This is a genomic window from Bradyrhizobium sp. LA6.8 (assembly GCF_040547935.1).
In the GTDB taxonomy this organism is placed as follows: domain Bacteria; phylum Pseudomonadota; class Alphaproteobacteria; order Rhizobiales; family Xanthobacteraceae; genus Bradyrhizobium; species Bradyrhizobium barranii.
On the sequence record NZ_JBEPQQ010000002.1, the window covers coordinates 798,906 to 825,680 of the forward strand.

22 protein-coding genes are annotated in these 26,775 nt (G+C 63.4%); 9 read left to right on the top strand and 13 right to left on the bottom strand.

Annotated features, from left to right (window positions below; translation table 11 throughout):
• Positions 1–6: 6 nt before the first annotated feature.
• On the top strand, positions 7–444 hold the full coding sequence (locus ABIA90_RS10870; RefSeq protein WP_354118811.1) for a VirK family protein: 438 nt from the start codon (positions 7–9) through the stop codon (positions 442–444).
• Between the two features lie 10 nt (positions 445–454).
• On the opposite strand, the gene ABIA90_RS10875 is transcribed toward ABIA90_RS10870, so the two are convergent.
• The 5 genes from ABIA90_RS10875 to ABIA90_RS10895 form a co-directional block, all read right to left on the bottom strand.
• The gene (locus tag ABIA90_RS10875) at positions 455–808 is read right to left on the bottom strand and encodes a hypothetical protein (RefSeq protein ID WP_354118812.1); all 354 of its coding nucleotides are present in this window, start codon (positions 806–808) and stop codon (positions 455–457) included.
• A gap of 188 nt (positions 809–996) precedes the next feature.
• Positions 997–1,776, bottom strand: a complete 780-nt coding sequence (locus ABIA90_RS10880) for a copper chaperone (protein ID WP_354118813.1) — start codon at positions 1,774–1,776, stop codon at positions 997–999.
• Positions 1,777–1,785: 9 nt separating this feature from the next.
• Positions 1,786–3,318 (bottom strand): tyrosinase family protein, encoded by a 1,533-nt coding sequence (locus tag ABIA90_RS10885; protein WP_354118814.1) that lies wholly within the window; start codon positions 3,316–3,318, stop codon positions 1,786–1,788.
• Positions 3,319–3,672: 354 nt separating this feature from the next.
• Positions 3,673–4,710 (bottom strand): thermonuclease family protein, encoded by a 1,038-nt coding sequence (locus tag ABIA90_RS10890; RefSeq protein ID WP_354118815.1) that lies wholly within the window; start codon positions 4,708–4,710, stop codon positions 3,673–3,675.
• A 240-nt stretch (positions 4,711–4,950) separates the two neighbouring features.
• Positions 4,951–5,445: a hypothetical protein gene (locus ABIA90_RS10895; RefSeq protein WP_502916633.1), complete on the bottom strand. Its 495-nt coding sequence runs from the start codon at positions 5,443–5,445 to the stop codon at positions 4,951–4,953.
• Positions 5,446–5,729: 284 nt separating this feature from the next.
• Here ABIA90_RS10895 and ABIA90_RS10900 point away from each other — a divergent pair, with 284 nt between their 5' ends.
• The 3 genes from ABIA90_RS10900 (at position 5,730) to ABIA90_RS10910 (ending at position 10,881) form a co-directional block, all read left to right on the top strand.
• Positions 5,730–8,786, top strand: coding sequence for an ATP-binding protein (locus tag ABIA90_RS10900; RefSeq protein ID WP_354118877.1), 3,057 nt, complete (start codon positions 5,730–5,732; stop codon positions 8,784–8,786).
• A gap of 344 nt (positions 8,787–9,130) precedes the next feature.
• Positions 9,131–10,351, top strand: a complete 1,221-nt coding sequence (locus tag ABIA90_RS10905) for an OpgC domain-containing protein (protein ID WP_354118817.1) — start codon at positions 9,131–9,133, stop codon at positions 10,349–10,351.
• Between the two features lie 41 nt (positions 10,352–10,392).
• Positions 10,393–10,881: a DUF2059 domain-containing protein gene (locus ABIA90_RS10910; protein ID WP_354118818.1), complete on the top strand. Its 489-nt coding sequence runs from the start codon at positions 10,393–10,395 to the stop codon at positions 10,879–10,881.
• A 10-nt stretch (positions 10,882–10,891) separates the two neighbouring features.
• Here ABIA90_RS10910 and ABIA90_RS10915 read toward each other — a convergent pair whose 3' ends face one another.
• From ABIA90_RS10915 to ABIA90_RS10940, 6 genes are all read right to left on the bottom strand, one after another.
• Complete coding sequence (locus tag ABIA90_RS10915; RefSeq protein WP_354118819.1) at positions 10,892–12,388, bottom strand: sugar ABC transporter ATP-binding protein; 1,497 nt, start codon at positions 12,386–12,388, stop codon at positions 10,892–10,894.
• Positions 12,385–13,482, bottom strand: coding sequence for an NHL repeat-containing protein (locus ABIA90_RS10920; RefSeq protein ID WP_354118820.1), 1,098 nt, complete (start codon positions 13,480–13,482; stop codon positions 12,385–12,387). Before ABIA90_RS10920 ends, ABIA90_RS10915 begins: the two co-directional genes overlap by 4 nt.
• Positions 13,479–15,602, bottom strand: coding sequence for an ABC transporter permease subunit (locus ABIA90_RS10925; RefSeq protein ID WP_354118821.1), 2,124 nt, complete (start codon positions 15,600–15,602; stop codon positions 13,479–13,481). Before ABIA90_RS10925 ends, ABIA90_RS10920 begins: the two co-directional genes overlap by 4 nt.
• A gap of 77 nt (positions 15,603–15,679) precedes the next feature.
• Positions 15,680–16,696 carry a sugar ABC transporter substrate-binding protein gene (locus ABIA90_RS10930; protein ID WP_354118822.1) on the bottom strand — a complete coding sequence of 339 codons (1,017 nt, stop codon included), beginning with the start codon at positions 16,694–16,696 and terminating at the stop codon, positions 15,680–15,682.
• 41 nt (positions 16,697–16,737) lie between these two features.
• Positions 16,738–17,709, bottom strand: coding sequence for an ABC transporter permease (locus ABIA90_RS10935; protein ID WP_354118823.1), 972 nt, complete (start codon positions 17,707–17,709; stop codon positions 16,738–16,740).
• A 40-nt stretch (positions 17,710–17,749) separates the two neighbouring features.
• A complete protein-coding gene (locus tag ABIA90_RS10940) occupies positions 17,750–19,999 on the bottom strand; it encodes an AMP-binding protein (RefSeq protein WP_354118878.1) in 2,250 nt (749 codons plus the stop codon).
• Between ABIA90_RS10940 and ABIA90_RS10945 the strand changes: the two genes are divergently transcribed.
• Positions 19,913–20,857, top strand: coding sequence for a helix-turn-helix domain-containing protein (locus ABIA90_RS10945; RefSeq protein WP_354118824.1), 945 nt, complete (start codon positions 19,913–19,915; stop codon positions 20,855–20,857). The two genes, ABIA90_RS10940 and ABIA90_RS10945, sit on opposite strands and share 87 nt — an antisense overlap.
• Before the next feature lie 42 nt (positions 20,858–20,899).
• Here the strand turns inward: ABIA90_RS10945 and ABIA90_RS10950 are convergent, their stop codons facing one another.
• On the bottom strand, positions 20,900–22,105 hold the full coding sequence (locus tag ABIA90_RS10950) for an ABC transporter substrate-binding protein (RefSeq protein ID WP_085403529.1): 1,206 nt from the start codon (positions 22,103–22,105) through the stop codon (positions 20,900–20,902).
• Positions 22,106–22,270: 165 nt separating this feature from the next.
• On the opposite strand from ABIA90_RS10950, the gene ABIA90_RS10955 reads away from it, so the two are divergent.
• The 3 genes from ABIA90_RS10955 (at position 22,271) to ABIA90_RS10965 (ending at position 25,744) form a co-directional block, all read left to right on the top strand.
• The gene (locus ABIA90_RS10955) at positions 22,271–23,038 is read left to right on the top strand and encodes a FadR/GntR family transcriptional regulator (protein ID WP_085403530.1); all 768 of its coding nucleotides are present in this window, start codon (positions 22,271–22,273) and stop codon (positions 23,036–23,038) included.
• 68 nt (positions 23,039–23,106) lie between these two features.
• On the top strand, positions 23,107–24,720 hold the full coding sequence (locus tag ABIA90_RS10960; RefSeq protein WP_354118825.1) for an acyl-CoA synthetase: 1,614 nt from the start codon (positions 23,107–23,109) through the stop codon (positions 24,718–24,720).
• Positions 24,721–24,736: 16 nt separating this feature from the next.
• Positions 24,737–25,744, top strand: a complete 1,008-nt coding sequence (locus ABIA90_RS10965; RefSeq protein WP_354118826.1) for a zinc-dependent alcohol dehydrogenase family protein — start codon at positions 24,737–24,739, stop codon at positions 25,742–25,744.
• Here the strand turns inward: ABIA90_RS10965 and ABIA90_RS10970 are convergent.
• Complete coding sequence (locus ABIA90_RS10970) at positions 25,741–26,430, bottom strand: helix-turn-helix domain-containing protein (RefSeq protein WP_354118827.1); 690 nt, start codon at positions 26,428–26,430, stop codon at positions 25,741–25,743. The genes ABIA90_RS10965 and ABIA90_RS10970 overlap by 4 nt on opposite strands.
• On the opposite strand from ABIA90_RS10970, the gene ABIA90_RS10975 reads away from it, so the two are divergent.
• The gene (locus ABIA90_RS10975; protein ID WP_231143863.1) at positions 26,429–26,569 is read left to right on the top strand and encodes a hypothetical protein; all 141 of its coding nucleotides are present in this window, start codon (positions 26,429–26,431) and stop codon (positions 26,567–26,569) included. The genes ABIA90_RS10970 and ABIA90_RS10975 overlap by 2 nt on opposite strands.
• Positions 26,570–26,775: the final 206 nt, after the last annotated feature.

A 26,775-nucleotide genomic window follows, 5' to 3' on the forward strand; every position in this document is an offset into this window, starting at 1 on the left:
CTGCATTTGTCGAATGATCTGCGCAGCTGCGCCGCCGCTCTGGCGATCGTGGCAAGCTTCTGGACGCACCCCGCGATCGCGGACGAACCCGGAAACGCCGACTATGCGGCGCTGAACAAGGCGATCGTCGATGGCAAGGAATTTCGCATGCTCGTCGACCTTTCAGCCTGTCAAGTTCGCGGCACGGGCGCGGCGGGACCTCCGGTCAAGGCGAGCATGCGGTTTGACGGATACATGATCCAGCCTGACGGGACGATCGCTTTCGCGACGACCCATTTCACGGTGAGACCGGACAAGGCGGTCAGGGAATTCCTGTCGTTCAGGGTGCACCCAAACGGCAGGATCGAAGCGCGCACGATGATCCTGGATGCCGTCAATGACGCCGTTCTCAAGGATACGGCATTCGATTGCGAGATTGGAAAAGGCGCGACATTCCACTGGTGACGCGCGGTCGTTACGCGGACTGGTCGACCAGACTGCCGGGCTGCTGGCCCTTCTTCTCCAACTGCTTTTCGATGGCGTCCCGGATCTTCTGCTCCACCGCCGCTTTCTGGTCCGGGGTCATGTTGGCGAGGTCGGCCTCGCTGAGATTCATGCTCTTCAGAATGGCGGCCCGCATACGGTCGAAGGGATTCATCTTCGCGTATTTCAGGAATTCCTGCACGACGCTGCTGTCGCCCGATGCGCTATCTTCGCTTGCTTGCGAGGGCCCACCATTGTCGGTCACCGACGGCTTCGATGCACCGGTCGATGAGCCGGCTTTTGCAGGCTGGTAGCCGAAGATTGAAGCTCCTGGCGTGACTTGCATGTTCGGTCCCTCGAGACGATCGCGAAGGGCAAGCAACGTGCGTGCCAAATCATTTCGTTCGATTTCCCGATGTTTCCGGGCGCGCGCTCATCGGCAGCTTGAAAAAATTGCCGGTGCGGCGGTGTCGCCGGCAAAGTTTGCCCGGTCGCCTGCGCGAATCGCGTCGTCGCGCGTGCCGTCGGCACCGATCAGGTTGCCTTCACTCCGGCGCTCGCCGGGCGTCGCCAAAGGCCGAGCCTGAACCATAGCAGCCTGGCGGCGGTCGATGGCCATCGCACCTCCCAGGCAGGTCGCCGCGGTTTGTCCAGGCGCTCGGCAATCAGGAATGCACTGGTCGCGGCCATCGCCGGCAAATGCCCGCCTTGCGTCGCCAACGGAACGAGCATCAGCGCCCAGCAGGCGCCGCAACACCAGATACCCTGGGTGACGCCATATCCGAGTGCAGCCAGGTCGGCCCTGATTCCATACGCCGCCAGCGGCGGCTGGTCGTGGCAGTGGTTCAGGCAGATCTGTTTCCCGGGGGAGAATTGCCAGACCAGGACGAGCGATCCTGCCAATGCGATCGTGACGATCGATGATGATTGCATCAGTTGCAGCGCCAGCACGGCCAGCACGATGGGAACGCCACAGGCAACCCAGATGGCGCAATATCCGATCATGAAGAGCGCCATCGACCGTATGCGTCGACGCGGCAGGCTTCGCGCACGCACGTGCCCGATAGCGCCCGCGAGCATCGGCGTCATCATCGCCGCGACCATCAGCATCCATTCGCCGGCGAGTCTTGCCGGCGAATAGAACGTCATGGCAAGGGCGAGCTGATCGAGCGACAGTGCCGGCCAGACATCGCTGTTGCAGAAGGCGACGAGCCTGCGTTGATCCGACAACGCCACGACCGCCGCCCACGCGGCGGCAGCCGCGACGGTGAGCGGAATACGGATTTGCAGACGCTCGTAGGCCGCGGGCGTCATGAGCTGCCGTCAATCGCCCTGTCGGACGATGCTGATGCGGCCGACACTCACGTCGGCCGACTGCTGCACCGGCGCGACGGCCTGGAGGCGAACGCCGACCTTTGCGGGATCGGCATTGCCCGAACCGGCGAACTCCGAATAGGGCTTGGTAATGTTCAGCGCGTACGACAAGCCGTCTCCCGTGTGCCCGGTATCGCTCTCCGTCGCCTTGGTGACGCCGAACAGCCCGATGCTCCCGACCTGCCGCTCGAAGGACGGTGCGCCGTCCTTCCCCGCAAACTGCAGATAGACCTGCAGCACGGTGGCGTCGGAATATCCGCGCACATTCTCCAGATTGAGAAAGACCTGCTCCGCGCGTGCCCCGGGCGCGGGGCCGGCAGCCAGCCTGGCGGCAACTTTCGTATGCGTACGCGCATCGAGCTGGACGGAGGTCTCGGCACCTTTCCCTGCGATGGGAAGCGATTGGGCATTGGCGCCAAGCACCTCAACTGTTGCTCCAGTCGATCTCGCCATCGCGACCGCTCCGGGTGATGTCGCTGTCCTGCCGGCGACGGCCGCCAATGGCGCGCCTGCCGGCGAGAAATCGCTGTAAGTATAGCCCACCCCGGCAAAGTCCGACATCTGTTCCGGCGTGTACTCCCACGGCGAGCCGTCGGGGAGAGGAACGACAAATTTATGCTGGCCGACGCTGGCAGGTCCCTTTTTCCAACTGGCTTCTTCCGGATCCGTGTTCTGGGAATCGCTCTGCCTCCAGCTTTGCCACAGCCGATCGATATTCGCGTGGTGCAGCCAGAAGATGGGATCCAGACCGGCCGTCACCGGTGACGACATCAGTCCCGGCAATGGCCTCGTGCTCGCCTCCGGGAACATCTTCTCGCCGCCGACAAGGCCGTGAACCTGGTCGTGCGGTTGACTTTCGATGTCGCCATGCTTGGTGCCGCCGTGCTCGAAGCCGGTGTCGATGCCACCGAAGCCGCGGTCGCCGCCACTTGCCACACCGGTGAACTCGTGAACGTCCATCGCATCCAGGTTCACGGCATCGAGCGGGACGAAGACCTTGCCGGGCTGCGAGGGATCGCCGGGTCCCCACCGCTGTTCAATAAAGAGGGGATTGTTACCTGTGCCGTCCGGCCAGTCCGGGCTGCCGAATGCCGGCGGCAAGCCATCCTGACCGGGTTTGAAGTAGTTCCAGTAGGGCAGGGTCCAGTCAGGCGGCCCGCCGAGCGTCACGACGGTCGAACGAATGAGCTTCTCAAACCCGATCAGATAGCCGCGGTGCCACGGCAGAAAATACCAGCTGCCGTGCTGACATTGCTGCCAGAACTCGTCGAAGTCGGCCTGGGCAGGAACCTGCTCGGCAGGCGCCTTGTAGCCGTAGAACTCCCACAGGCCCTGATGATAGCCGTGCATGCCGGCCCAGAAGCGCCAGCTGGTTCGATCGTTGAGCGGCTTCGGCCTCAATGCGCCAACCGCGCGCGCGTACCAGAGAATCGGATCCGCCCAGTCGCCGCCAAGCTCCCACACGTTCTGTCGAACCAGCATGCCGCTCTCCTTGTCGCTTGACTGCGGCGCCGGCCCGCCGAGAGAACGGGCAGGCGGCTCCGCCGGATTGATCTTGCTCTCATCCACCGGCTCGCTCTGAGAGCCGGCATCTTGGGTCACTCGGACTTCTGCCGAGGACGCTCCGCAATGGCCGCGGTCAGGAAAATAGACGAAAAATCTATGGTTGTGTAGTAGTGAATTCTAACCGTTAGCGCGAGCAGCCTTTGATCGGCCGGCGTCGGCCGCCGGAAATGCCTGCAACGACAGGAGAATAGCGGCGCATGAACGTGCGAACTCACGGCCGGCAACAATCTGCGACAAAACGCCGTTGATCCCGGTCGGCCGCGCGCATCCTCAGAACGTCGTGATCGGCTTGCCGTCCGCCCCGACGAGACTCGACGGCGCCTCGCCGAACACCAGCCCCTCCGGCTGAAACTTGATCGTCTTGCCGCCCTCGACGAAGTCGGCGAAATTGCGCGGCGTGGCCGAGTGCACGCCGTTGGTCAGGAAGTCGTCGATCTCGTAGCAGGTGTCGGGCTTGCCGCCGGAGCCTTCGCCCAGAAACTTCTGGAAGGTCTGGCTCGTCACCTTGGCCTTCTTGCGCGCCGACCAGTTGGTGTAGCGGCGATAGAGCTTCGGCAGGATCACGGGGCCCTTGTCGGTCGCGAGCACGTCGGTCTCGTTCTTCCTGGGTTCGCGCAGGTCGAAGTCGAAGGCGGGAATCGTCCTGGCGAGATGCTTCCAGACCGGCAGCTTCTGCGCGCGTGCGGGCTTCGCGAGCGCGAGGAAGGCCTTGATCTCGTCGTCGTTCATCGAAGAGTAGAAGGTCGGATAGGCAAAGCCCTGCTCGACCAGCCAGTGGTTGATGTCGATGGTCTTGCCGGCGACCGTGACCTCGATGTCGCCGACCAGCCGTCCATAGGTGTCGAACACCTCGTTCGGCGCATCGACATGGGTGAACACCCGGCAGGCGAGCGTCGGCCCGCCGGCGCTGCTGAGGAAGTCATGCAGCGCCTTGCTCGTCGTCGCGCCAAGAAACTGCCGGTAGGGGTGTGTGACCTCGTGATAGGCCTGCCGCTTGGCGTCGCTCAGGCCCTTCTTCTCGGCGGCCGAGAGCGGCGAGGGCTGATAATGCAGCTCCGGCGCGTCGATACCTTGAAGGCGAATGGTGAGCTTGCCGTTCTTGATCGGCGCCGTCGCGGTCCGGCCCTTGACCTTGGCGCCCTCGAAGACGTGGGTCGGCTGGAACGGCACCGAGTCGTTCTTGCGGAAGCGGATCGCGTCAGGGGCGACATTCACCACGACCTTGGTGGTGTCGGCGTCCGACCGGCCCTCCGGCCAGAACTGGCTGACATCGATGGTGCCTTCGACCTCCAGCAGTCCAACGGGCATCGGGCGCTCCTGTCAAACAAACGCGGCGGTCGCCTCAAGCAGGCGACTCGCACGCGCACTGGCAGGTAGCGGATCATCTTCGTGCGACAGGCCCGTGACGGGGCGCGGCCGCGAGACAGTGCAACGCGGCCTTCGAGCGGAGCGGGCGGGGCATGATTGGTCCGTCGTGCAACGCATGCTGTGGCGACGACGGACCATCCTAGATTGGTGCGGAAGCCTCCGCGCTGCTCCCGCTCGGAATCAGGGTCGGTACGGACAGACCATCGTCAGGTGGAGCAGCGTCGGCGCCTGGTCCTCGCCGTTGTCGTATTCCCACTCCAGCCGGATTTCGTGCCGGTCGGCATAGGCGTCGCTCGCCGCGTGGCTGATGATGTTCGTCTTCATCGGGATCGGCGGCTCGGAATTGAAGCACTTCCGCACGCAGGCATCGAGCAGCGCGCATCGCGTCAGCGGGATCACGCCGGGCTCGTCCTTGGACAGCGGGACCGTATTCAACTGCGTGGTGAGGTCGACGCGAGCCCGTCCCTTCTCCTTGTGCCAGTACGCCGCGCTCCCGTCCGGCCATTTGTCCGCTGGCGTCAGGATCAGATGGTACTGGCCGTACTCCAGGGTCGGCACGTGGATGTCCGACGACGCCTTGAGGATGTCCACGCTCCTCTGCATATTTTCCAGAGGGAAATAATTGTCGTTCATCAAATCTTTGAATGAAGCCCCGGTGTAAGTTCTCGACCCCATCGTCTTTTCCCTCAATATGTCCTTGGCTTTGTGAAAATACATACAGCTCCGCGACGCCGGTTAGTTTTGCCAACCCGGCTTCGCCGAATATATGCCCCATCTTTGCTGGGATTTGCATAGGCTACCACTCAGGACTGTGTTTCGTCCAGATCGCCAACCGCACCGTGCTCCGCTAACGGCGATGGGCAAGTCCGATTGCTAAGCGGTTCTTGATAGGTATTCTTACCACGAGTTGCTCGCGGGCGCTGGACGACAGCGACGCCGCGATCCTTGAAGGCGCAGGAATGCATTGCTTCGCGTGCCAGTCGGCGATTGATTCGGACGATAGCTGGTGCTCCAAGTGTGGGGCGGCGGTACGTCGGCGTGCTGATCCCGACAGCGAGCGGCGGTTTGTGACAATTCTCCGAGCCGACGTCATCGACTCCACAGGGCTTGTTGCCGAATTGGAGCCGGAGGAGGCCGTCTCACGCCTGGAGCCAGCGCTGGCGGCCATGAGGGGCGCGGTACGCCAGTTTGGCGGCATCGTCAGCAAGGAGTTGGGGGACGGCTTGGCCGCTGTCTTTGGTGCCCCGATCGCCGACGACAACCATGCTCCGCTGGCCTGCCATGCGGCCATCGAGCTTGTCCGGCGGGTCGGCAGTCTTGGCGATCCCGGACTTCAGGTTCGGGTCGGCCTCCATTCGGGGCACGTCGTCGCCTATATGGTCGCCAGCGAGTTTTCCAAGGTCTACGAGATCGGAGGAGCCGCTCAGCATCTTGCCGCGAGGCTGGAGGCAGCGGCCGAGGCCAATCAGATCTACGTGTCGGAAGCCTGCCAGAAACTCGCGGATGGACATGTCCGATTCGAAGGCTTGGGCCGCAAGGTGCTGCGCGGTTTCAACGAGCCGCTGCCGGTCTACCGTGTCGTCGGAGCGAGCGACCTTTCAAGCTGGCGGGTGCGACGAGCGCGGAGCGTTTCGCGGTTTGTCGATCGCACGACTGAGCGGGCCCTGTTGGGACGTGCCGCTGAGAGGTCCAGTGCAAGCCGGCAGACGGTCCTGCTGATCGGCGATGCAGGCATCGGAAAATCGCGGCTCGCGCATGAGTTCGCCCAGGAGCTCAAGGCCGATGGCTGGCGGCTGATTGACGCCGAGTGTAGTCCGAACCTTCAGGGCGTGCCGTTCAGCGCGCTCAAGCGCACCATACTTTCGATCATCGAAGTTGCCGCCAGAGATTCGGATAGTCTGGTCGACATCCGAAAGGAGTTGCCGGCAATCCATCAGCTCGCGATCGATTCCATATTGGATATTCCGGTCGCGGATCATCGCTGGAGTGAGCTGGAGCCTTACGCGCGCGCGCGTGCCATTTCCGATGCAAGTTGCGCCATCGTGCAAAGCCTGGCCTTTCAACAGCGTACGGTTCTTCTCATCGAGGACCTGCACTGGATCGACCGAGCCAGCGATGCGGTTGTTGCTGCAATTGCGTCGTTACAGAGTCCCAACCTGATAGTTTTTCTCACGAGCAGGCCGAACGGCATGCCCGAGTGGATCGCACGCTGCCATGCGGAAGTGATTGCAATGCGCCCTCTGGATGACGATTCGGGATTGGCCATGTTGGCCGATATGCTCGGACCGTCGGCGATGAACACCGATTTGAAGAACCGGATCATCTCTCATACTGCCAACGTTCCTCTATTTCTCGAGGAAGTCTGCCGTGGACTGAAAGATAGTGGCACGCTTCGCGGTCAGTGGGGTGACCTTGCGCTCGTTCGACCTATTGACGAGCTCGGCATCCCTACCAGCATTCAGGGGGTGATTGCGGCGCGGCTCGATCGTGTCTCGAGGCAGGAGCGCTCGGTTCTCCAAATAGCGGCTGCGCTGGGGCCGCGCTCAAGCGTGATGATGCTGCGGAACGTCGCCGCGCTGCCCGAAGACATTCTCCAGGATTGCCTCGGAGCGCTCGACCGAGCCGAGATCCTCGTCAGGATCGATAGTGAACTTGAGGACTCGATCGAGTTCCAGCACGAGATGGTCCGCCAAGTGACCTACGAGTCGATGGTCGAAAAGGTGCGCGAAAATATACATGGGCGAATACTTGCGGCCTTCGAAAGCGACGAGACATGGAGCGACGGTCCTGACACGCTTTGCTACCACGCAATGCGCGCGAAGGATTGGCTGAAAGCGTTCGGGTACGGGAGAGGTGCCGCGCAGAAATGTCTTGTGCGCTCGGCGTATGCCGATGCGGTCGACTATTTCGGGATCGCGATGAGTTCGCTCGACAAGATGCCGATGACTCTCTCGCGGGAGGCGGATGCAATTGACCTCCGGATGGAGGCGCGAATGGCATTCATCTGGTCCGGTCAGGTTGCCGAGTGGATCGATCTCGGAAAGGAGGCCGAACGCCGGGCTAGTGGAATTGACGACATCGGAAGAAAGGTCGCCGCCATGACCGTCATGGCGGGTGGACAGAATTTCTACGGAACGCCAACTGAAGCGGTTGCGCTCGGCCAGGAGGTCGTTGGCCTCGCCGAGAAGTCAGGCAACCCGGGTTGGCGCAACCTTGCACAATACAATCTGGGACAGGCCTATTTTCTCGCCGGTCGATATCGCGAAGCGGAGCAGACGTTGGCGCAAGGCCGCGCTAATCTCATGGGGCCGGACGCAAGCGCGCCCTTCGGAACTCCCCCAAAATACACGCTCCTCCTCTGCTGCATGATGAAGAGCTTCACGCACACCGTCATGGGTGAGCTCGACACCGCCGGCCAGCTCCAGCAACAAGCCGCTGCGATCGCGGAGGAGACGGGCCGCCCCTATGACCGCGTCGCCGCCGCCTATAGCGGCGGCTGGCTGATGCTCGGCCGCAATGAGCCGGCCGCGGCCGCTGCCATTCTCGAAGACGGGTTCGTGCTGGCGCAGAAGCACGGCATCCGGCTGTTCGTGCCGGTGCTCGCCTGTCATCTCGGCATCGCCTATCTGGAGCAGGGGCTGTTCGACCGGGCGCGCGGCATGCTGGCCGAGGCGCGCGAGGAGGCGAAGGCGGTCGGCTATACCTCGGCGGTGCTGCGCAGCTCGATCTACCTTGCGCTCGCAACCTTCCGCCTCGGCGACGTCCAGGCCGCGCAGAACATGCTGCGCGAGGCGCGCAACACCGCCCGCCAGCAGGGGTTTTCCGGCCTCGAGGCCGAGGCGCTGTTCGGCGAGGCCGTGGTGACGCCGCCGACGGATGCGGCGAACAAGGCCGCGATCATCGTCGCCTTGCGCGCGGCCATCGCGATCGCCTCCGAGAGCGGCGCGCTGCCGCTCCAGCACAAGGCCGAGGCGATGCTGACCGAGATGCTTGCCCGGGGCGGCGAGCTGATCTGACCCTGCTCCCTCCCTGGCGTGCGATCGTACCGCCGGGCTGATTTTTTGCCCGACGGGCCGTTTGAGTTTCGCAGGCAAAGCAAGGACTTAAGAGACCGTCTCTACTGTGCATGGGGTTGTTTTCGACATTTTACAGGGAGGACCACCACCTCCAGCCGGCGCCGTTCAAGGTCTCATGACTTGCCGGACGCGGTCTGTGCGCCCCGATGACGAAGCCCCTTGCACGGACGCCAAGGTCGGCTACCGTCGGCACTAGCCGCAGGGCCAGGTGACTTTTGATTTACATTTTTTAGCATCTTCTTCGGCGCCGCGACGGCGCGACGCCCACCGGACGAGGCGGGGCCATGAGCACACGGGACCAGTCAGCTTTGTTGGCGCCGGTCGAGCGCGATTTGCGGCTCGATCTCTTCCGCGGCATCGGGTTGTGGATGATCTTCCTCGATCACATCCCGCACGACGTCGTGGCCTGGCTGACCTTGCGCAACTACGGCTTCAGCGACGCCGCCGAGTTCTTCGTCTTCATCTCCGGCTATCTGGTCGGCTGGATCTACGGGCCGATCGTCGCCGGCGGCTGGTTTCTCGCCGCGCTGAAGCGGCTGTGGCGGCGCGCGGGCGAGATGTACGTTGCCCACATCATGCTGTTCCTGCTGTTCACGGCGCAGATCGCGCGCACGGTCAGGAGGTTCGACAACCCGATGTATGCGGACGAGTTCAACGTTCACAATTTTCTCGACCATCCGGACATCCTGATAGGTCAGGCGCTTTCGCTGCGCTACAAGCCGGTCAATCTCGACGTGCTGCCGCTCTACATCACGCTGGTGCTCGCCGCGCCCTTCATCGTGTGGGGCCTGGTGCGCCGGCCGAACCTGACGCTGGCTGCCTCCGTGGTGTTGTATGTGTTGGCGCGCCGGTTCGACTGGAACATCGCCTCCTATCCGCCGGGCACGACCTGGTACTTCAACCCGTTCTGCTGGCAGCTGATGTTCGTGTTCGCGGCCTGGTGTGGCGTCGGCCAGATCGACAAGATCGCAACATGGGTGTGGTCGAAGGCGGTGATGGGACTGGCGGCGGCCTGGCTCGCCTTCGCGTTCCTGATCGTGATGACCTGGCACATCCCTGCGCTCGAGGCGCTGATCCCGAAATGGATGATCAAGGCGATCTACCCGATCGACAAGACCGACCTCGACATGCTGCGCTTCACGCACTTTCTGGCGCTGGCGGTCTGGGTGATCTATTTTATCCCGCGCCACTGGAAAGCGTTGCATTTGAAATGGTTGCACCCGGTCATCCTCTGCGGCCAGCATTCGCTGCCGATCTTTTGCCTCAGCGTGTTCCTGTCGTTCTCGGCGCATTGGATCCTGATGCAATTCACCAGGGGCGTCTGGGAGCAACTCGCCGTCTCGTTCGCCGGCTTCGTCATCATGTTCGGGGCGGCGTGGCTGCTCGACCGCGCCGAGCGGGTGCCCAGCCTCTTCGTCAAGGTGACGGATGTCGACGACGAGCGGGAGACCGCCGCCGAAGGCGCGCCGGTAACGATCATCGGCGCGGCTCCGGCTCGCCGCTGAGAACACATCGCGTCGCCGGGACGATTTTTCGGGAGAGATGCATGTCGAGATTTTTGTTGACGATTGCCGGCGCCCTCCTGCTCCTCGTCTGCAACGCGTCGGCGCAAGCGCCGTCGCCCGAGGCGATGGATGCTGCGCGAAAACTCGTCGCCACGCTGAAGATCGCAGATCAGTATCGCGCGGCGCTCCCGCAGCTCCTGCTCAAGCTGAGACCCGTGGTCGCGCAGGACCGGCCTGAGATCGAGCGCGATTATGACGCAATGACGGCGCCGGGCTCCGACATCTACGCGCCGTTCTTTGCCTCGATGATCGACCAGATCGCCGCTCTCTATGCCCAAAACTTCACCGTCGACGAGCTGCGCCAGATCGAGGCGTTCTATGCCCAGCCTGCTGGCCGGAAGTTTATGGAAAAGTCCGATGCGCTGGCGCAGGCGAGCGCGCAGATCGGCCAGGACGTCAACCAGAAGGCCGCAGATGAACTAAAGCTGCGCCTCATCGAGGCGCTGCGCCAGAAAGCGCACAAGCCGTAGACCGTCATGCTCAGTGAATCGCGGCGTACATGATCCTCTCCTCCGTTGCCTCCAATGCGGAGAATTCCTCCACGACCTTGCCCTGGCGCGAGACCAGGATGCGGTCGGAGAGCGCCATGATCTCGGGCAGGTAGGATGAGATGACCACGACCGCCTTGCCCTCGTCGGCGAGCTGATTGATCAACTCGTGGATCTCGACGATGGCGCCGACGTCGACGCCGCGCGTGGGTTCGTCGAAGATGATCAGATCGGGCTCCTGAACCAGCGATTTGGCGATCACGACCTTCTGCTGATTACCGCCGGAAAGCTCGACCACCTTGCCGTCGTTGCCGATCGCGCGAACCTTGAGCCGTTCGATCCAGGTCCTGCCGATCGCCTCGTTCTCTCGCCGCGACAGCATCATGCGGCCCTTGGGAAATTTCGACAGAAGGCCGAGATAGATGTTGCGTGCGATCGAAGACGTCTCGAAGAAGCCTTCGACCTTGCGGTCTTCAGTCACATAGGCGATGCCGGCCTGCACCGCCGGCGCCGGCACCCGGTAGCGCACCGGCTTGTCGTGCAGCAGGATCTCGCCGCCATGGAAGAAGTCGCGCTTCAGCACGCCGGAGACGATCTTGAACGTTTCGGTGCGGCCGGCCCCGACGAGGCCGAATACGCCGGTGATCTGTCCCGCGAATACCGACAGGGAATTGTTCTTCACCATCGGCGCCATCTTCAGGTTCTGCACGGTGAGCACGCGCGCGCCGGGCGGCCGCACGCTGCTCTTTCGCGCACCGTAGAGCGTGTTGGAGAGGTCGCGCCCGACCATGGCCTGCACGATCGCCGCACGGTCGAAGTTGGTGGCATCGTCGGTGACGACATGCTTGCCGTCGCGCAGAACCGTGATGCGGTCGGCGAGCAGCAAAGCTTCTTCCAGGGCGTGCGAGATGAAGACGATCGAGACACCGCGCTTCTTGAGATCGCGGACGAGGTCAAAGAAGTATTTCTTCTCTTCCGGCGTCAGCGACGCCGTCGGCTCGTCGAAGATGATGACCTTGGCGCGGTGCAAAACCGCGCGCGCGATCTCCACCATCTGCTTCTTGGCGGCGCCGAGGCCGCCGACGGTGGCGGTCGGCGTGACGTCGAAATTGAGCGATTGCAGGAACTGCTGCGCAGCGATGTAGATGCCGCGCAGGCGGTTATAGAATTTCTCCTGCCCGAGAAACAGATTCTGCGCGACAGTCATGGTCGGCACCAGGCTGTTTTCCTGGAACACCATGGCGATACCGAGATTGCGCGCCTCCAGCGGTGTCCGTGGTGCGACGTCGGCGCCGCCGACCGTCATGGTCCCTGACGTCAGCGTCACCACGCCGGCCATCACCTTGGTCAGTGTCGATTTGCCGGCGCCGTTCTCGCCGACCAGCGCGTGGATCTCGCCGCGGCGCAGATCGAAGTCGACCCCGTCGATGGCGGGCACGCCGGCGTAAAGTTTTGTGGCCTTGCGCAGCGAGAGTGCGATGTCGCTCATGAGCGGAACTCCTCGGCAAGACCGGACAGCGGCAGTCGCAGCACGCGGCCCGGTCCCTTGGCGATCAGGACGAGATCGCCGCCCATCTCGATCGCCGCAACGATACCGTGATTGGCGCCGTCGACCCGGCTGTGCAGCGAATAGAGCGGCTGGCCATCTGCATCGAGTCGGATGACGAGGCCATAGGAGCGCGGCGGCGCCCACGGCTTGATCACGCCCATGGTCTTGATGTGTGCACCCTGCATCGGCTCCTTGAACGAGAAGCCCGAGCGCAGGCGTGGGGCAACCCAATACGCCGGATCGATCTCGGCCATCATTCGCTTGCGGTAGGCTGGTTCGCGCAGCACGAACTCGATCAGCTGGGTGCGCGCCGTGAAGGCGGTGAGCCAGTAGCCGCCGCCCGCGGCCTTCGACATCCGCGAGGGGTAGACGGGCAAGTGAGCGAGCACGGTCCGCGGCGGTGCGCCCGGCGCAACAAGGACGAGCCGGTGGCGCCAGCTCTCGCTGACCAGCACGCCGTTGCCATGCACGCAGGCACCGAAGGCATGGCCGAGCCCCTGAGCCAGCGGTGTCACGGTCTTGCTGGCGGAATCGAGCCTGAACACGCGGCCGGTTCGGTTGAGCTCCATCAGGTCGCGTGCCCAGTCATCGACGCCGCATGTCGCCGAGCCGTCCGTCGCGATCAGCGTGTTGTCGCTCGCGAGCGTCAGTGCGTTGACGGCATTGAACGCGCTATCGGCAAACGTCACGCTTGGCTGCTCTGCCGAGGGGTTTGCGTAGAGCCGCACCTCGCGTCCCCCGAGCGCGACCGCAAGGCCACCGCCGGGGAGGGCACACAATGCCGAGATCGGCCGCTCGAAGTTGCGGACCTCCGATGCCGTGCCGTCATTCAGAGACATCAGCCGCTGGCCCGCCGCGATGAAGAGGTTGCTTCCGTCGGTGGCGAGATCCTCCGGCGCCTCGCATGTCAGCAAGGTTTCGGCGGATTCCAGCTTCTGGTTGGGCTTCAACGCGCCGTCGAAGGACGGCACGGTGATGGTGGCGTCGCCGCGCCCGAGAAAGCGGTTGGCGAACTCTCTGACGGCCGCGATCACGATTGCTTCCCCCATCGCTTGTCGTACTGGACGAAGTTCGGATCGGCGTTGTCGAGCTTGTAGCGGCCGATCCGGTTGTTCAGGATGCCGCCGAGATAGAGATAGCCGCGATGCTCGCGCATCGAGGTGATCATCGGATGGTTTTCGCCGCGCAGGTCCCAGAACGATTCGACGATCTTGCCCTGCTCGTTGAACTTGACCACGCAGCCGGTGTTGATGTTGGGGAACAGCCATTCGTCCACCGGCACGCGCTTGCCCATGCGGCGGCGGAAGCCGGGCATCTTCCAGGCGAGGTCGAGCGAGGGGCTGCGCATGCCGACCAGCGCCAGCCAGTAATTGCCGTCGGAGGCGAGGTTGATGTTATCGGGGTAGCCCGGAAGATTGTCCATGACGACCTCGACCTTGCCCTTCTTTGACCCTGCGAACCAATAGCGCTTGATCGAGCAGCCGAAAGTTTCGGCGAACAGGATCGACTGGCCGTCGCTGGCGACGCAGATGCCGTTGGGGAATTTGAGGCCGCGCAGCTCGGTGCGCGTCACGCCGGTCTTGGTGTCGTAGGAGATGATGCGGCCATTGCCGCGCGCCTCGAGGCCGTCGATCGGCCACTCGTCCATCTCGTAACGCACGGTTGCCTCGGAGAAGAAGATCAGCCCGTCGTCGGTGATATCGAGATCGTCGGCGAGCCGCAGGCGGCTGTCATCGTTGACCGAGCGCATGCTGCGATTGGTCTCGTCGGTCGCCTTTTCCACCGTGCCGTCAGGCTTGATCCGGTAGAGCCCCATGCCGCCGATGCAGACGTAGAGATTGTCCTCGCGGTCGAAGGCCATGCCGAGCGGCTGGCCGCCGATATGGGCGAATACCTCCATCTTCTGATAGTCGGGCGCCAGGAAGCGCATGATGTCGCCATGGCGCGAACCCGCATAGAGATTGTCGTGGCGATCGAGGATGACGTCCTCCGGCGCCTCGATGCGGCCGAGACCGATCGACTCGACGTTGCGCAGCTTGTCGTTCTGCTCGAACGGGCCGCCTTGCCCGATCTCGGTCGGCGGAGGCGGAGGTAGCGCGTGATAGGTTGGCGCAACGTAGACCTTGCTGATGATGCGGGTTCGGTTCTTCTGCCAGCGGATATCGACCATCGCGGCGACCAGCAGGATGCCGGCAAGCGCCATCCGGTTGACGCCGCCACGTGCATTCATGGTCGTCAGGCCATTGGTGATCAGGAGCACGATCAGCACCCCGACTGCCGATTTGGCGACCGAGCCCTTGCCGCCGCCGAGCGTGATGCCGCCGAGCACCGTCGCGGTCAGCACGATCACCTCCAGGCCAACGCCGATGTCGCCGCCGACGGTGCCGAGCCGGGACGCGAAGAACAGCGCACCGATGCTGGTCAGCACGCCGCTTGCGACGTAGCAAAGCGCGATGGTGCGGCGGACGGGAATGCCGGAATTGTACGCCGAGCGACGCGAGCCGCCGATCGCGGTGATGTGCCAGCCCGGGCGCAGCCGGGTCATGAAGATATGGCCGAAGATGGCGATGACGATATAGACGAGCGCCACGGTCGGAATGCCGAAGACGCTGCCGCTACCGATGAAATCCCAGGACGGGATGTCGGGGAAGGCCGACGCGATCGCGTTGGAGTAGCGCTGGATCAGGAGATCGTAGGCCGAGCGGTAGATGATCAGGGTGATCAGCGTGGTGATGAAGGCCCGCAGTCGCAAATATCCGATCAGGATGCCGTTGACGGCGCCGAGCAGTGCGCCGCAGAGCAGGGTGGCGGCCACCACCGCCGGGACCGGCCAGCCCAGCACGTCGAGCAGATAGAGGGCACAGAAATCGGTCAGTGCGAAGATCGAACCGACTGAGAGATCGATGCCGCCGACGATGACCACCAGCGCCAGCCCGAGCGCGATGAAGCCGATCTCTCCAGCCTGGCGCGCGGTGTCGGCAAGGCTCGCCGGCGACAGGAAATTGTCGATGGACCGGCTGAGCGCGAGGCCGACGATCAGGAGAAGGATGACCGGGATGGCTGTCTCGGTCCATCGCTTGGACAGGATTTCACCGAGCAGATGGTCAGGCCAGTAACGGTAACGCAGGCTTGTCAGAGTGTCGCGCATCGGCATTCCGGGACCTTGCAAGTTTCGAGACCGCGTCCCGGACGTGAGATCGTCCGGGACGCCTGGGTCTTGCGTCGCGACAATTATTTCTTGAGGTCGCTGAGATTCCAGCAGGCCATCTGGCTGTCGGCGTTCTCCTTGGTGATCGGAATCAGCGTGGTGTATTCCGAGCCCTTGACGGAGCCGGGCTTGATGCCCGACGACAGCAACCATTTGATGGTGCCGGCCATCTGCGCGGCCTGGGTCGGCACGTCGTAGCTCATGTTGAGATCGAACGCGCCCGACTTCACCAGTTCGCACGCGCCCTTGCGCTCGCCGCCGCCGGAAGTTGCCACGAACACCTTGCCGGTGAGGCCGGCCTCCTTGACGGCCGCCGCCGTGCCGATGTCCATGCCGTCCCAGAAGCCGACGATGCCGCAGAGATCGGGATTCTGCTTCAGCACCGTCTGCGTGATCGCCTTGGCCTTGGCTGCATCCCAATCGGCGGCCTGGCTCGACACCACCTTGATTTCAGGATGCTTGGCGAGCACGTTCTCGACGCCCTTCAGCGTATAGGCGCTCGCGGCGGCCGACAGCGCACCCTGGATGATCGCGATCTTGTTGGACTTGCCCTCGCAGGCCTTGACCACGCCTTCGGTCTGGCGTTCGCCGATCTCGACCCAATTGGCGCCGACGAAGGCCGAGCTGCGATAGGCAGAGCCCATGTTGATCTGGATGACGTAGATGCCTTCGTTCTCGGCGCGCTGCAGCAGCTTGGCGTAGGTCTGCACGTCCGGATTATGGACCACCATCACCGCCGGCTTCTCCGAGATCAGCGAGGTGACGGCCTGCGCGCCGGCATTGGTGTTCCAGTTGGCGTCGCGGATCACGAACTTGACGCCGAACGGCTCGAGCTCCTTCTTCAGGCCGGCATACCAGCCCTCCGTGAGGTCGAAATTCATGGCGACCGGCACATAGGCCACGGTCTTGCCGGCCAGTGCCTCCTTGAACGGCTTCTGGAATGGCTCGTCCAGACCCTGCTGGGCGAGGGCCGGCGCGGTCATTGCCGCAAGACCCAGTGCGGCAACAATTGCCTTTGTCGGGGTGCCGAAATGCTTCATTGCTTCCTCCTTGGTTGTGGTTGTCGTTATTGTTGGATCGCTCAGATGTCGCCCTGTTGTGCCGTTTCCTCGTTGCGCGGATTCAGGAAAGAGTCCGTGATGACGGCGAGCAGCAGCACCACGCCCTTGATGAGATTCTGCCCGGCGTAGGAGATGTCCATGATGGTCATGCCGTTGAGCATCGTGCCAATCACGAGCGTGCCGATGACGACGTTCAGCACGCCGCCGCGTCCGCCTGACAACCCGATGCCGCCGAGCACGACGACCAGGATGACGTCATAGATCAGCGTCGAGTTGAAGATGCGGGTCGGCATCGAGTTGACGGATGCGGCCATCACGAGGCCGGCAAAGCAGCCGATCAGGGCGGTGATCACATATTGCAGGACGATGATCGGGCGAGAGGGAATGCCGGTGACACGCGCGGCGTAGGGGTTGTCGCCGATCGCATAGATATAGGCGCCCCAGCGCGTCTGGCGCAGCAGGAACGCGACCACGATGCAGGCGATTGCGAACATCCAGATCGACGTCGGAATGCCGAGAATGGTGCCCTGTCCGAGCCGCTCGAAGCCGTCCATGCCCGGGCTCCATTGCACGACGTCGAGCTGGAACAGTGCGGTCTGCCCGAGCCCGGCCAGCAACAGGCCTGACGCCAGCGTCGCAAACAGCGAAGGGACTTCGGCATAGGCGATCAGCCAGCCGTTGACGAGGCCAAAGGCAATCGTGAGCAGGACGGCGGTCAGCAGCGAGGCCGGTAGCGAATGACCGTTCTGCACCATCTGGAGCACCAGTCCCGGCGGCACCGCAAGGGCTGCGATCAGCGAGATGTCGATGCCGCGTCCGATCACGACGATTGCCATGGCAAGGCCGAGGATGCCGAGCACTGCCACGTTCTGGAGCAGCGTCAGCATGTTGTCCGCCGTCAGAAAGCCGCGCAGGAAGATCGAAAACACAAGGAACAGCAGCGCAAAGACTGCGAAGACGATCTCTTGCTGATTGAAACGAAAGCGCTTCATCCCCGTCTTGCCTTTCTTCGACCCGGCTGTTGCGCGACCGTCAGGACGATCGGTTCTCAATGCGATAGGTTTGTGGAAGCGTTGCAAGGCTTTCGACGAGCATCTTTGTTCGATCCAGATCACCGGAATGGACCGAGATGCTGACGACTGTGTTGAGCTTCTCGTCTTTCTCGACGAGGATATCTGCCGCGGTGTCGGGGCCGAAGATGCGATCGATCTCGGTCCTGACCTTTTCCCGGACGGCGAGATCGCGAAGCGTGGGCTTGAAGATCTTCCCGACGGCGGTAACCGGAAGAGCTTCGAGCAGGACGACGCGCTTTGGCCTCGCAGGAGGCTCATTGACGTTGTGTTCGAGATGCTCGCGCAATTGCGCCAGATCGATTGTCTGTCCGGGTGACGGCACCACGAAGAGGATGGGAACCTCTCCGGCGTATGCGTCCGGCATGCCAACGGCCGAGCTCATCTGCACGCCGGGGAAGACATTCGCGACGTCCTCGATTGCGGCAGGGTCGATGTTGTGACCGCTTCGTACGATGAGGTCCTTCTCACGCCCCGTCAGCACGAGGCGTTGATCCGAGGTGAGATAGCCGACGTCGCCGGTGACGATCCAGTGGTCGTCGGTGAGCACGCCCTTGTTGTGCTGGGGATCGACGTATCCGGGAAACACCTGCGGTCCCCTCACGAGGACAAGACCGCTCGTGAGAGGCGGACACTCTGTCTTCAGTTCGGCATCTGCCAGAACGACGATTTTGGTCTTTGCGAACGGCGCCCTGAAGCCGACGCTGCCTTGCACGGGAGTGCCGCGGCCGGGATTGAAAGCGATCGCGGCCGCGGTTTCTGTCATCCCGTAGGTCTCGAACAAGGTAATCCCGGTCCGCGCCTGAAACCTGTCGCTGACAGCCTTGGGAGCCACGGCCCCGCCGGTGAGCGCCATGCGAACGGTGCTGACATCGGAGGACACGATCGGCACCTCGGCAAGAGCAGCAATCGACGTCGGCACTCCGCTCACGATGGTCGCGCGGAAGCGCTCCACGGTGTGCCAATAGTCGCGAATCGCGTCGGGACTTCTGAGGCTGTACGGCGAGGGAATGATCACATGACCGCCGGCAGCGAGAATCGACAAGCCGAGCGTCATGGTGCCGCCGACGTGAAACAGCGGAAAACCGTTCACGGCGGCATCCAGCTCATCCAGTCCGTGGACCTGAGCAAAGCTCCAGGCCGCATGGATCTGGTTGCCATGTGTCAGCCGAACCAGCTTAGGTCGTCCGGTGGTCCCGCCGGTGTGGAAGAGGGCGCAGATCGCATTGCGATCGGTCGAAGGTGCGAAGTCCAGTGTGCCGCGCGCGCTCGCGGCCGTCTCATTGAAGTTTAGAAATCCTCCAGGCAGCGGACCGTTCGCGCCCATCACAAAAATGGTCTTCAGCGACGGGACGCGTTTCGCGACATTGGCCGCCTTGGCCCAGATCGCGCGATCGGCCGCTTCGGCCGGGATCACCAGCACAGTCGCGTTCTGCGCCTCGAGCAGATCGGCGATCGCGTCCTCGTTCAGGAGATAGTTGATCGAGCTGGCGACACCGGCAACCTGCGCGCCGAGCAATGCGGGAAACAGCGGCGGCAGGATCGGACAGAGGAACGCGGCGGTTCCGCCGTTCTCGCCGATTCCGTGCGACCGGAACAGATTGGCCGCGCGCGTGATCTCCGCAAGCAATTGCCGATGCGTCAGCGTCGCGTCGCCCGCTTCGCGCGAGCCTTTGGTCAGCACCGTCAGCGCGGGACGTTCGGGGTGCAGGTGCGCCGTCGCTTCGAAGAGGTCGAGCAGATTGCGGGCGGGGATGAGCGAGTCGTAAGGCCGCTGCTCCAGCGCCTCGATATCGGCGATGGTTTTGACCGGCTGCGTGAACCGCGTTGTGATTTGCGATGACAAGGCCCTGCTCACGGGCATCGCCATTCGGGCGGCACGGCAAGCTGTGCAGCAGTTGACTGGACCTGACGCAAGCGAACGTTTCCCGCCTATTTTGTGGACTGCTTTTTGTTCTTCATAGGCCACATGCCGGAGCGCGGCTTGCTCCGGAGCGCAAAGCTTTTGCTTCTCCGCGCAAACGGTCTTGCGTGTAGGCGGCGGCCCTCTAGAATCTCGATGCGTGGCCAGCTTGTGCGATGCACAAACGACGTTCATCATGGCGGCGCAACGGATGGGCGGACGATGAACCTGGTGTTTTCGACAGACGATCTGGAGCCGTCCAAACGCTACGCCGCGTGGCAAGGCGCGATCTGCGATGTCTACGTCCATGTCGACGTGAACGCCGAGGAGCGGTCCGACTATCACGGCTTCATTCGCGAGGCACGGTTCGGCGCGGTGACGATGACCGACGTCCTGCTGTCGGAGCAGCGCATCTCGCGCCGCGAGCGGCACATCGCGAAGCTCGACAAGGATTGCTACTACGTCGAATTCGTTCAGCAGGGCCGGGTCAACGTGCTCCAGGCCGGCCAGACCCTGCTGTCGAATCCCGGCGTGAGCGCGATCTTCTCGGCCTCCGAGGCCTATGATCTCGAATGCGTCGGCAAGGTGCGATCGCTCTATCTGGAAATCCCGCGCGCGGAATTTTCGGCGCGCTTCAGCGAGGGACGGCTGCCGGTCGTCACGACGATGGCAACGAGCCGAGGACTTGGCCGGATCGCCGCCGAGTTCTGTGCGACGCTCGCCGCGGAGGGCGCGCCGCTGGACGAGACCGCGAGAACGCGACTGGGCGGTGAGCTGATGGACGTGCTGGCGCTCGCGCTCGACATGGGCGAGCGGGACGAATTCTCCGAGGATGCGACCGCTGCGCAGGCCCGCCTGCGCTCGGTCAAGGCCTGGATCGAGGCGCACCTCACCGATGCGGATCTGTCGCTGGAGAAGATTGCGAAGAGCAATGGCGTCTCGCTCAGGCATCTGCATTATCTCTTTCGGCTGACCGATGTCTCGGTGTCCGAATGGATTTTGGATCGCCGGCTGCAGCGCTGCTATGACGTGCTGACGCGCCCAGAGCTACGGTCGCTGTCGATCACCGAGGTCGCCTATCAGCTGGGCTTCAGCAGTTCGTCCTATTTCAGCACGGTGTTCCGCAGGAAGTTCGGCCACAGCCCATCGGATTTGCGGCGCCGCTAGAGGACCTGCACCGCGCGAGGCGATGCAGGTCGGTCGTCAGCGTTACTTCACCAGCGGGCAGCCGCCGTCCTTCAGCGGCCGGAACGCCTGGTCGGCCGGCACTTCGGCGAGCAGCTTGTAATAGTCCCACGGGCCCTTGGATTCCTCGGGCTTCTTCACCTGGAACAGGAACATGCTGTGCACCATGCGGCCGTCCTCGCGCAGGATGCCGTTGTCGGTGAAGGCATCCTTCACCGGCAGCTCGCGCATCTTGGCCATCACGGTCTTGGTGTCCTTGGTGCCGGCGGCCTGCACGGCCTTGAGGTAGTGCAGCGTGGCGCTATAGGTCGCGGCCTGGTTCATCGTCGGCATGCGCTTGATGCGCTCCTGGAAACGCTTGCCGAAGGCGCGGGTCTTGTCATTGAGGTCCCAGTAATAGGCCTCGGTGATGATCAGGCCCTGCGCGAGCTTCAAGCCCAGGCTGTGCACGTCGGAGATGAACATCACGATCGCAGCCAGATTCTGGCCGCCGGCGACGATGCCGAACTCGCCGGCCTGCTTGATCGCGTTGATGGTGTCGCCGCCGCCGTTGGCGAGCCCGATGATCTTGGCCTTGGAGGCCTGGGCCTGAAGCAGGAATGACGAGAAATCGGCCGTGTTGAGCGGATGCTTGACGCTGCCGAGCACCTTGCCGCCGGCTGCCTTCACCACATCGCCGGTGTCGCGCTCGATCGAATGACCGAACACGTAGTCCGCGGTGAGGAAGAACCAGCTGTCGCCGCCGTTCTTGACGATGGCGCTGCCGACGGTGTGGGCGTTGGAATAGGTGTCATAGGTCCAGTGCGCGGTGTAGGGCGAGCAGGATTTTCCGGTGATGTCGGAGCTTGCCGCATCGGTCACGATCATCACCTTCTCGTACTGCTTCGACAGCTCCATCACCGCGAGCGCGGTGGCCGAGGTCGGCAGGTCGATGATCATGTCGACGCCCTCGGTCTCCCACCACTTTCGCGCGATGGTGGAGGCGACGTCGGGCTTGTTGAGCACGTCGGCTGCGACCATCTCGATCGGCTTGCCGAACATCTGGCCGCCAAAATCCTCGATCGCCATCTTGGTGGCTTCGACATTCCCCTGGCCGCCGATGTCGGAATAGACCGAGGAGAAGTCGGAGAGCACGCCGATCTTGAGCGGGGTCTGCTGGGCGGAGGCGGGGACGATCAGGGCAGCCGACAGCAAGCCGGCCGCAGACACGAGTGCTGCGATAGGTCTCATGGATACGTTTCCTCTTGTACGGGACTATTCTGTCCCTTTGTCGGACAAAGTTAGAGCGAGGTTCCCAAGGAGTCAATTTGCTGCATCTGCGGCATGAATGACGCAGTTTGACGCGCCTTCGGGGCGATCCTATAGTTTGTCGGACAATCGCCATTGGGGGCTACCGTGCCGATTTCGCCGCTCTTCCGTCCGATCGATGTCGCGCCGGCCTATCAGAAAGTCGCCGACGCCATCGAGCGCGAGATCGTCAATGGGCGCATCAAGCCCGGCGATCCCATCGGCACCGAGCATGATCTGGTGCGCCAGTTCGGCGTCAACCGCTCGACCATTCGCGAAGGCATCCGTGTGCTGGAGGAGGGCGGCTTGATCAGCCGCGATTCCTCGCGCCGTCTGCACGCCTGCCTGCCGCGCTACACCAAGCTCGCAAGCCGCCTCAGCCGCGCACTGGTGCTGCACGAGGTGACGTTCCGCGAGCTCTACGAAGCCTCGATGACGCTGGAGGTGGCGAGCATCGAAGGCGCGGTGGAGCGCGCGACCGAAGAGAACCTCGCCGAGCTCACCAACAATCTCGTGCGCAGCGAGGCCGTGGTCGGCGATCCCGCCACGCTCGCCGAATGCGATGCCGAATTCCACGTGCTGGTCGCCAAGGCCTCGCAGAACCGCGTGCTCCAGCTCGCACGCGAGCCGGCGGCGCAGCTGTTCTATCCGACCACAGAGATGATCGTGACCGGCGTTGCCGAAGGCGGCCCACGCCTCGTCGCCGCGCACCGCCATCTGATCGAAGCGATCCGCCGCCGCGACCGCGAGGCGGGCGTGCTCTGGACGCGCCGGCACTTGCAGGACTGGCGGCGCGGTTTCGAGAAAATCGCCTCGCTCGATCGGTCGGTCGAGCACATGTACATGGAGCACGCCCAGGCGGCCCGGCGCAGATAGGCGCCTGATGAAGACGCAAGATTTCAGCCAAGAAATCCAACAAATAAAGACATCACACGGAGGAGCACATGACCGGCGACATCGCGGCCACCATCTCGAAAGCGCGCGAGCATTCCATCGGCGACCTCTTGCGCCGTTCGGCGGGGCGCGAGCCGAACAAGCTTGCAGTGAGCTGCGGCGATGTGAGCTGGACGTTTGCCGAGATGGACGCGATCTGCAACCGGCTCGGACGCGGCCTGCTCAGTCTCGGCGTCAGCAAGGGCGATCGCGTTGCCGTGCTCTCGCGCAATTCGCATGCGTTTGCGGCGTTGCGCTTCGCGCTGGCGCGGATCGGTGCGGTGCTGGTGCCGATCAATTTCATGCTCAACCCGGATGAGATCAATTTCATCCTGAAAAGCTCCGGCGCGAAGCTGCTTGCGACCGGCCCCGATTTCGTCGAGCCGGCAAAGGCCGCAAGCGCCAGGGATTGCGCGGTCGAGAAGATGATCTGGCTGCCGGGCGAGGATCCGGCCACGTCGCCCGCGGACATCACCACTTTCGACGATCTCCTCAGCCCCGACGGGTCGTTCCTGGAGGCCTCGGTCGACAGCCGCGATCTCGCACAGATCGTCTACACCAGCGGCACGGAATCGCTGCCCAAGGGCGCGATGCTGACCCATGAAGCCGTGATGTGGCAGTACGTCAGCTGCATCATCGACGGCGGCATGAGCGCGGACGACAAGTTCCTGCACGCGCTGCCGCTCTATCACTGCGCCCAGCTCGACGTCTTCCTGGGGCCGCAGATCTATCTCGGCGCCTCCGGCGTGATCACGGGCAAGCCGACCGCCGACAATATCCTGGCGCTGATCCAGGCGCACAAGATCACGTCCTTCTTCGCGCCGCCGACGATCTGGATCGCGATGCTGCGCTCGCCGAATTTCGACAAGACCGATCTGTCGACCTTGCAGAAGGGTTATTACGGCGCCTCGATCATGCCCGTGGAGGTGCTGCTCGAACTGCAGCGCCGCCTGCCCAACGTCAAATTCTGGAATTTCTACGGCCAGACCGAGATCGCGCCGCTCGCGACCGTGCTGCGGCCCGAGGACCAGCTGCGCAAGGCCGGCTCGGCCGGCAAGCCCGTGCTCAATGTCGAGACGCGCGTGGTCAACACGGCGATGGAAGATGTGAAAGTCGGCGAGGTCGGGGAGATCGTGCACCGCTCGCCGCATCTGCTCTCCGGCTATTACAATGACCCCGTGAAGACCGCGGCGGCATTCACCGGCGGCTGGTTTCACTCCGGCGATCTCGCCACCGTCGATGCCGAGGGCCACATCACCGTGGTCGACCGCGTCAAGGACATGATCAAGACCGGCGGCGAGAATGTCGCGAGCCGCGAGGTCGAGGAGATGGTCTATCGCATCCCCGCGGTGTCGGAAGTTGCCGTCGTCGGCCTGCCCGATCCGCGCTGGATCGAGGCGGTGACCGCGATCGTCGTGGTCAAGACCGGCGAGACGCTGGATGAGGACGCCGTCATCAAGCACTGCGCTGGCCAGATGGCGCATTTCAAGGTGCCCAAGCGCGTCATCTTCGTCGACAGCCTGCCGAAGAACCCGAGCGGCAAGCTGCTCAAGCGCGAATTGCGCCAGCGCTTCGTCGGCGGCGAGACGCTCGACAAGGCGATCCAGACGAATTTTGGAACGTAAGCACGGAGCGGTCGCCATGAAGGTCTGGCAGGTCGCGCGCGACTGGTCGATCGAGGGGTTGGAGCTGGCCGATCTGCCGGAACCGACGCCTGGCCCCGGCCAGGTCACGGTGCGGATGAAGGCGGCATCGCTCAACTACCGTGATCTGCTCACGGTGCAGGGCAAGGGCGGCGTCACGAGATTGCCGCTGATCCCGTTCTCGGACGGTGCCGGCGAAGTCATCGCGGTTGGTGACGGCGTTGCCCGCATCGCGGTTGGCGATCGCGTCTGTCCGATGTTCTTCCAGTCCTGGATCGACGGGAAGGTGTCGGCGACAAGCCGCCGCTATGCGCTCGGCGGTACGCGGCCGGGCGTGTTGCAGGAGGTGATGCTGCTCGATGCCGAGGGCGTCAGCCGCATTCCATCGCACCTTTCATTCATGGAAGCGGCGACGCTGCCCTGCGCCGGCCTCACGGCGTGGCGAGCGCTGTTCGAGGAGGCCAGGGTGAAACCCGGTGACACCGTGCTGGTGCAGGGCACCGGCGGTGTCTCGATCTTCGCGCTGCAATTCGCAAAGCTCGTCGGCGCGAGCGTGATCGTGACGTCGTCGAGCGACGAGAAGCTCGAACGTGCCAAGGCGCTCGGCGCCGACCACACCATCAATTATCGTACGGTGTCGGAATGGGGCAAGGCCGCGGCCGATTGGACCGGCGGCGGTGTCGATCACGTAGTTGAAGTCGGCGGCAAGGATACCTTTGCGCAGTCGCTCGAGGCGATCAGGGTCGGTGGCAACATTCTGGTGATCGGCGTGCTCACCGGCGTCTCGCAGCAGATCGCAATCCCGAGCCTGTTCTCCAAGAACCTGCACGTCATCGGCTTGTCAGTCGGCAGCCGTCGGATGTTCGAGGGGATGACGGCCGCGATAGGCCGCAACGGCATGAAGCCAGTGATCGACCGTGCGTTCGGCTTCGATGCCGTGCCGGACGCGTTGCGGCTGATGCAGCAGGGCGGTCACTTCGGCAAGATCGTGGTTGAGTTTCCTTAGCCCATCTCGCCGGAGAGCTTCCTGACGTCGTCGGGCGTCCGTCCGAAGCGGCGGCGGAATGCGCGGTGGAAGTAGGAGACGTCGTGAAAGCCGGCGAGGTGCGCGATCTCGATGATCTTGCGCGCGCGCAGGTTTGGATTTCGAAGCAGCCGCTCGGCGCGCAGCAGCCGCTGCTCCAGCACGAAGCCGCTATAGGTGATGCCGGCCTGCTCGAACATCAACTGAATCGTGCGCGGGCTGATCCGGTGCGCGGCTGAAAGGACGCTGAGCGACAGCGCGGGGTTGTCGAGCTGGGCCAGGATGTCGGATTTGAGGGTTTCGAGACGCGCCGCCGCGAGGCCGCGCATGCGAGCTTGCTCGGCGACATCGCCGCGCGCTCCGATCATCAGCACGGAGAGGTCGAACAAATGCTGCGAGACCGCATCGAGCTCCGCAGGCGCGAGCTTGTCGGCATAAGTGTGCGCGAGGTCATAATATCGCAGGAACATCGACGTGATCGGATTGGCGCCGGGGATCGACTGCGCAATCAGGTCCTCGGCATTCGGGCACGCGCGCAGCAGCGCCTTGCGCGGCAGCAGCGCGGTCTGGAAGTTGCCGTGCGTCGTCTGGGTGATATGGGCGCCCTTGATCGAGGGGTCGCCGATCGTGACGTCGCCGGCGGCGACCTCCAGCGGACGTCGTCCCATGGCCCCGCTCAGCGCCGAATTCGGCGACATCGTGATCACCAATTCGTCGTTCGTCCCCAGCGATACGAAGGACATCGGCGTGCCGAACGAGGCCGAGAGTCGGAGGCGCGGAAGAATGGCCGGCGAAATGGTCCGGTGAACGCGTCCTTCCCCGATCGGAACGAAATCGACGTCGGCGACCTGGCGGCAAAACTGCTCGCGCCATCTTTCATAGGCCTGGCCATTCGGGTCGCCATCGAATGAGAGTTGAGGCTGGATCATCGATCGGGAAGGGCAGATTAGTTGGCGAATTACGGCAGGTTGTATCGTCAGGCCGGTGCGCCGCAACCGCAAAAACGCTGGATT

Bases quoted from the DNA above. Each gene is read 5' to 3' on its own strand.
- ABIA90_RS10875 (WP_354118812.1), bottom strand. From the start codon at position 808: ATGCAAGTCACGCCAGGAGCTTCAATCTTCGGCTACCAGCCTGCAAAA.
- ABIA90_RS10880 (WP_354118813.1), bottom strand. From the start codon at position 1,776: ATGACGCCCGCGGCCTACGAGCGTCTGCAAATCCGTATTCCGCTCACC.
- ABIA90_RS10885 (WP_354118814.1), bottom strand. From the start codon at position 3,318: ATGCTGGTTCGACAGAACGTGTGGGAGCTTGGCGGCGACTGGGCGGAT.
- ABIA90_RS10890 (WP_354118815.1), bottom strand. From the start codon at position 4,710: ATGCCCGTTGGACTGCTGGAGGTCGAAGGCACCATCGATGTCAGCCAG.
- ABIA90_RS10895 (WP_502916633.1), bottom strand. From the start codon at position 5,445: ATGGGGTCGAGAACTTACACCGGGGCTTCATTCAAAGATTTGATGAAC.
- ABIA90_RS10900 (WP_354118877.1), top strand. From the start codon at position 5,730: ATGCATTGCTTCGCGTGCCAGTCGGCGATTGATTCGGACGATAGCTGG.
- ABIA90_RS10905 (WP_354118817.1), top strand. From the start codon at position 9,131: ATGAGCACACGGGACCAGTCAGCTTTGTTGGCGCCGGTCGAGCGCGAT.
- ABIA90_RS10910 (WP_354118818.1), top strand. From the start codon at position 10,393: ATGTCGAGATTTTTGTTGACGATTGCCGGCGCCCTCCTGCTCCTCGTC.
- ABIA90_RS10915 (WP_354118819.1), bottom strand. From the start codon at position 12,388: ATGAGCGACATCGCACTCTCGCTGCGCAAGGCCACAAAACTTTACGCC.
- ABIA90_RS10925 (WP_354118821.1), bottom strand. From the start codon at position 15,602: ATGCCGATGCGCGACACTCTGACAAGCCTGCGTTACCGTTACTGGCCT.
- ABIA90_RS10930 (WP_354118822.1), bottom strand. From the start codon at position 16,696: ATGAAGCATTTCGGCACCCCGACAAAGGCAATTGTTGCCGCACTGGGT.
- ABIA90_RS10935 (WP_354118823.1), bottom strand. From the start codon at position 17,709: ATGAAGCGCTTTCGTTTCAATCAGCAAGAGATCGTCTTCGCAGTCTTT.
- ABIA90_RS10945 (WP_354118824.1), top strand. From the start codon at position 19,913: ATGAACCTGGTGTTTTCGACAGACGATCTGGAGCCGTCCAAACGCTAC.
- ABIA90_RS10940 (WP_354118878.1), bottom strand. From the start codon at position 19,999: ATGGACGTAGACATCGCAGATCGCGCCTTGCCACGCGGCGTAGCGTTT.
- ABIA90_RS10950 (WP_085403529.1), bottom strand. From the start codon at position 22,105: ATGAGACCTATCGCAGCACTCGTGTCTGCGGCCGGCTTGCTGTCGGCT.
- ABIA90_RS10960 (WP_354118825.1), top strand. From the start codon at position 23,107: ATGACCGGCGACATCGCGGCCACCATCTCGAAAGCGCGCGAGCATTCC.
- ABIA90_RS10965 (WP_354118826.1), top strand. From the start codon at position 24,737: ATGAAGGTCTGGCAGGTCGCGCGCGACTGGTCGATCGAGGGGTTGGAG.
- ABIA90_RS10975 (WP_231143863.1), top strand. From the start codon at position 26,429: ATGGCCCCGCTCAGCGCCGAATTCGGCGACATCGTGATCACCAATTCG.
- ABIA90_RS10970 (WP_354118827.1), bottom strand. From the start codon at position 26,430: ATGGGACGACGTCCGCTGGAGGTCGCCGCCGGCGACGTCACGATCGGC.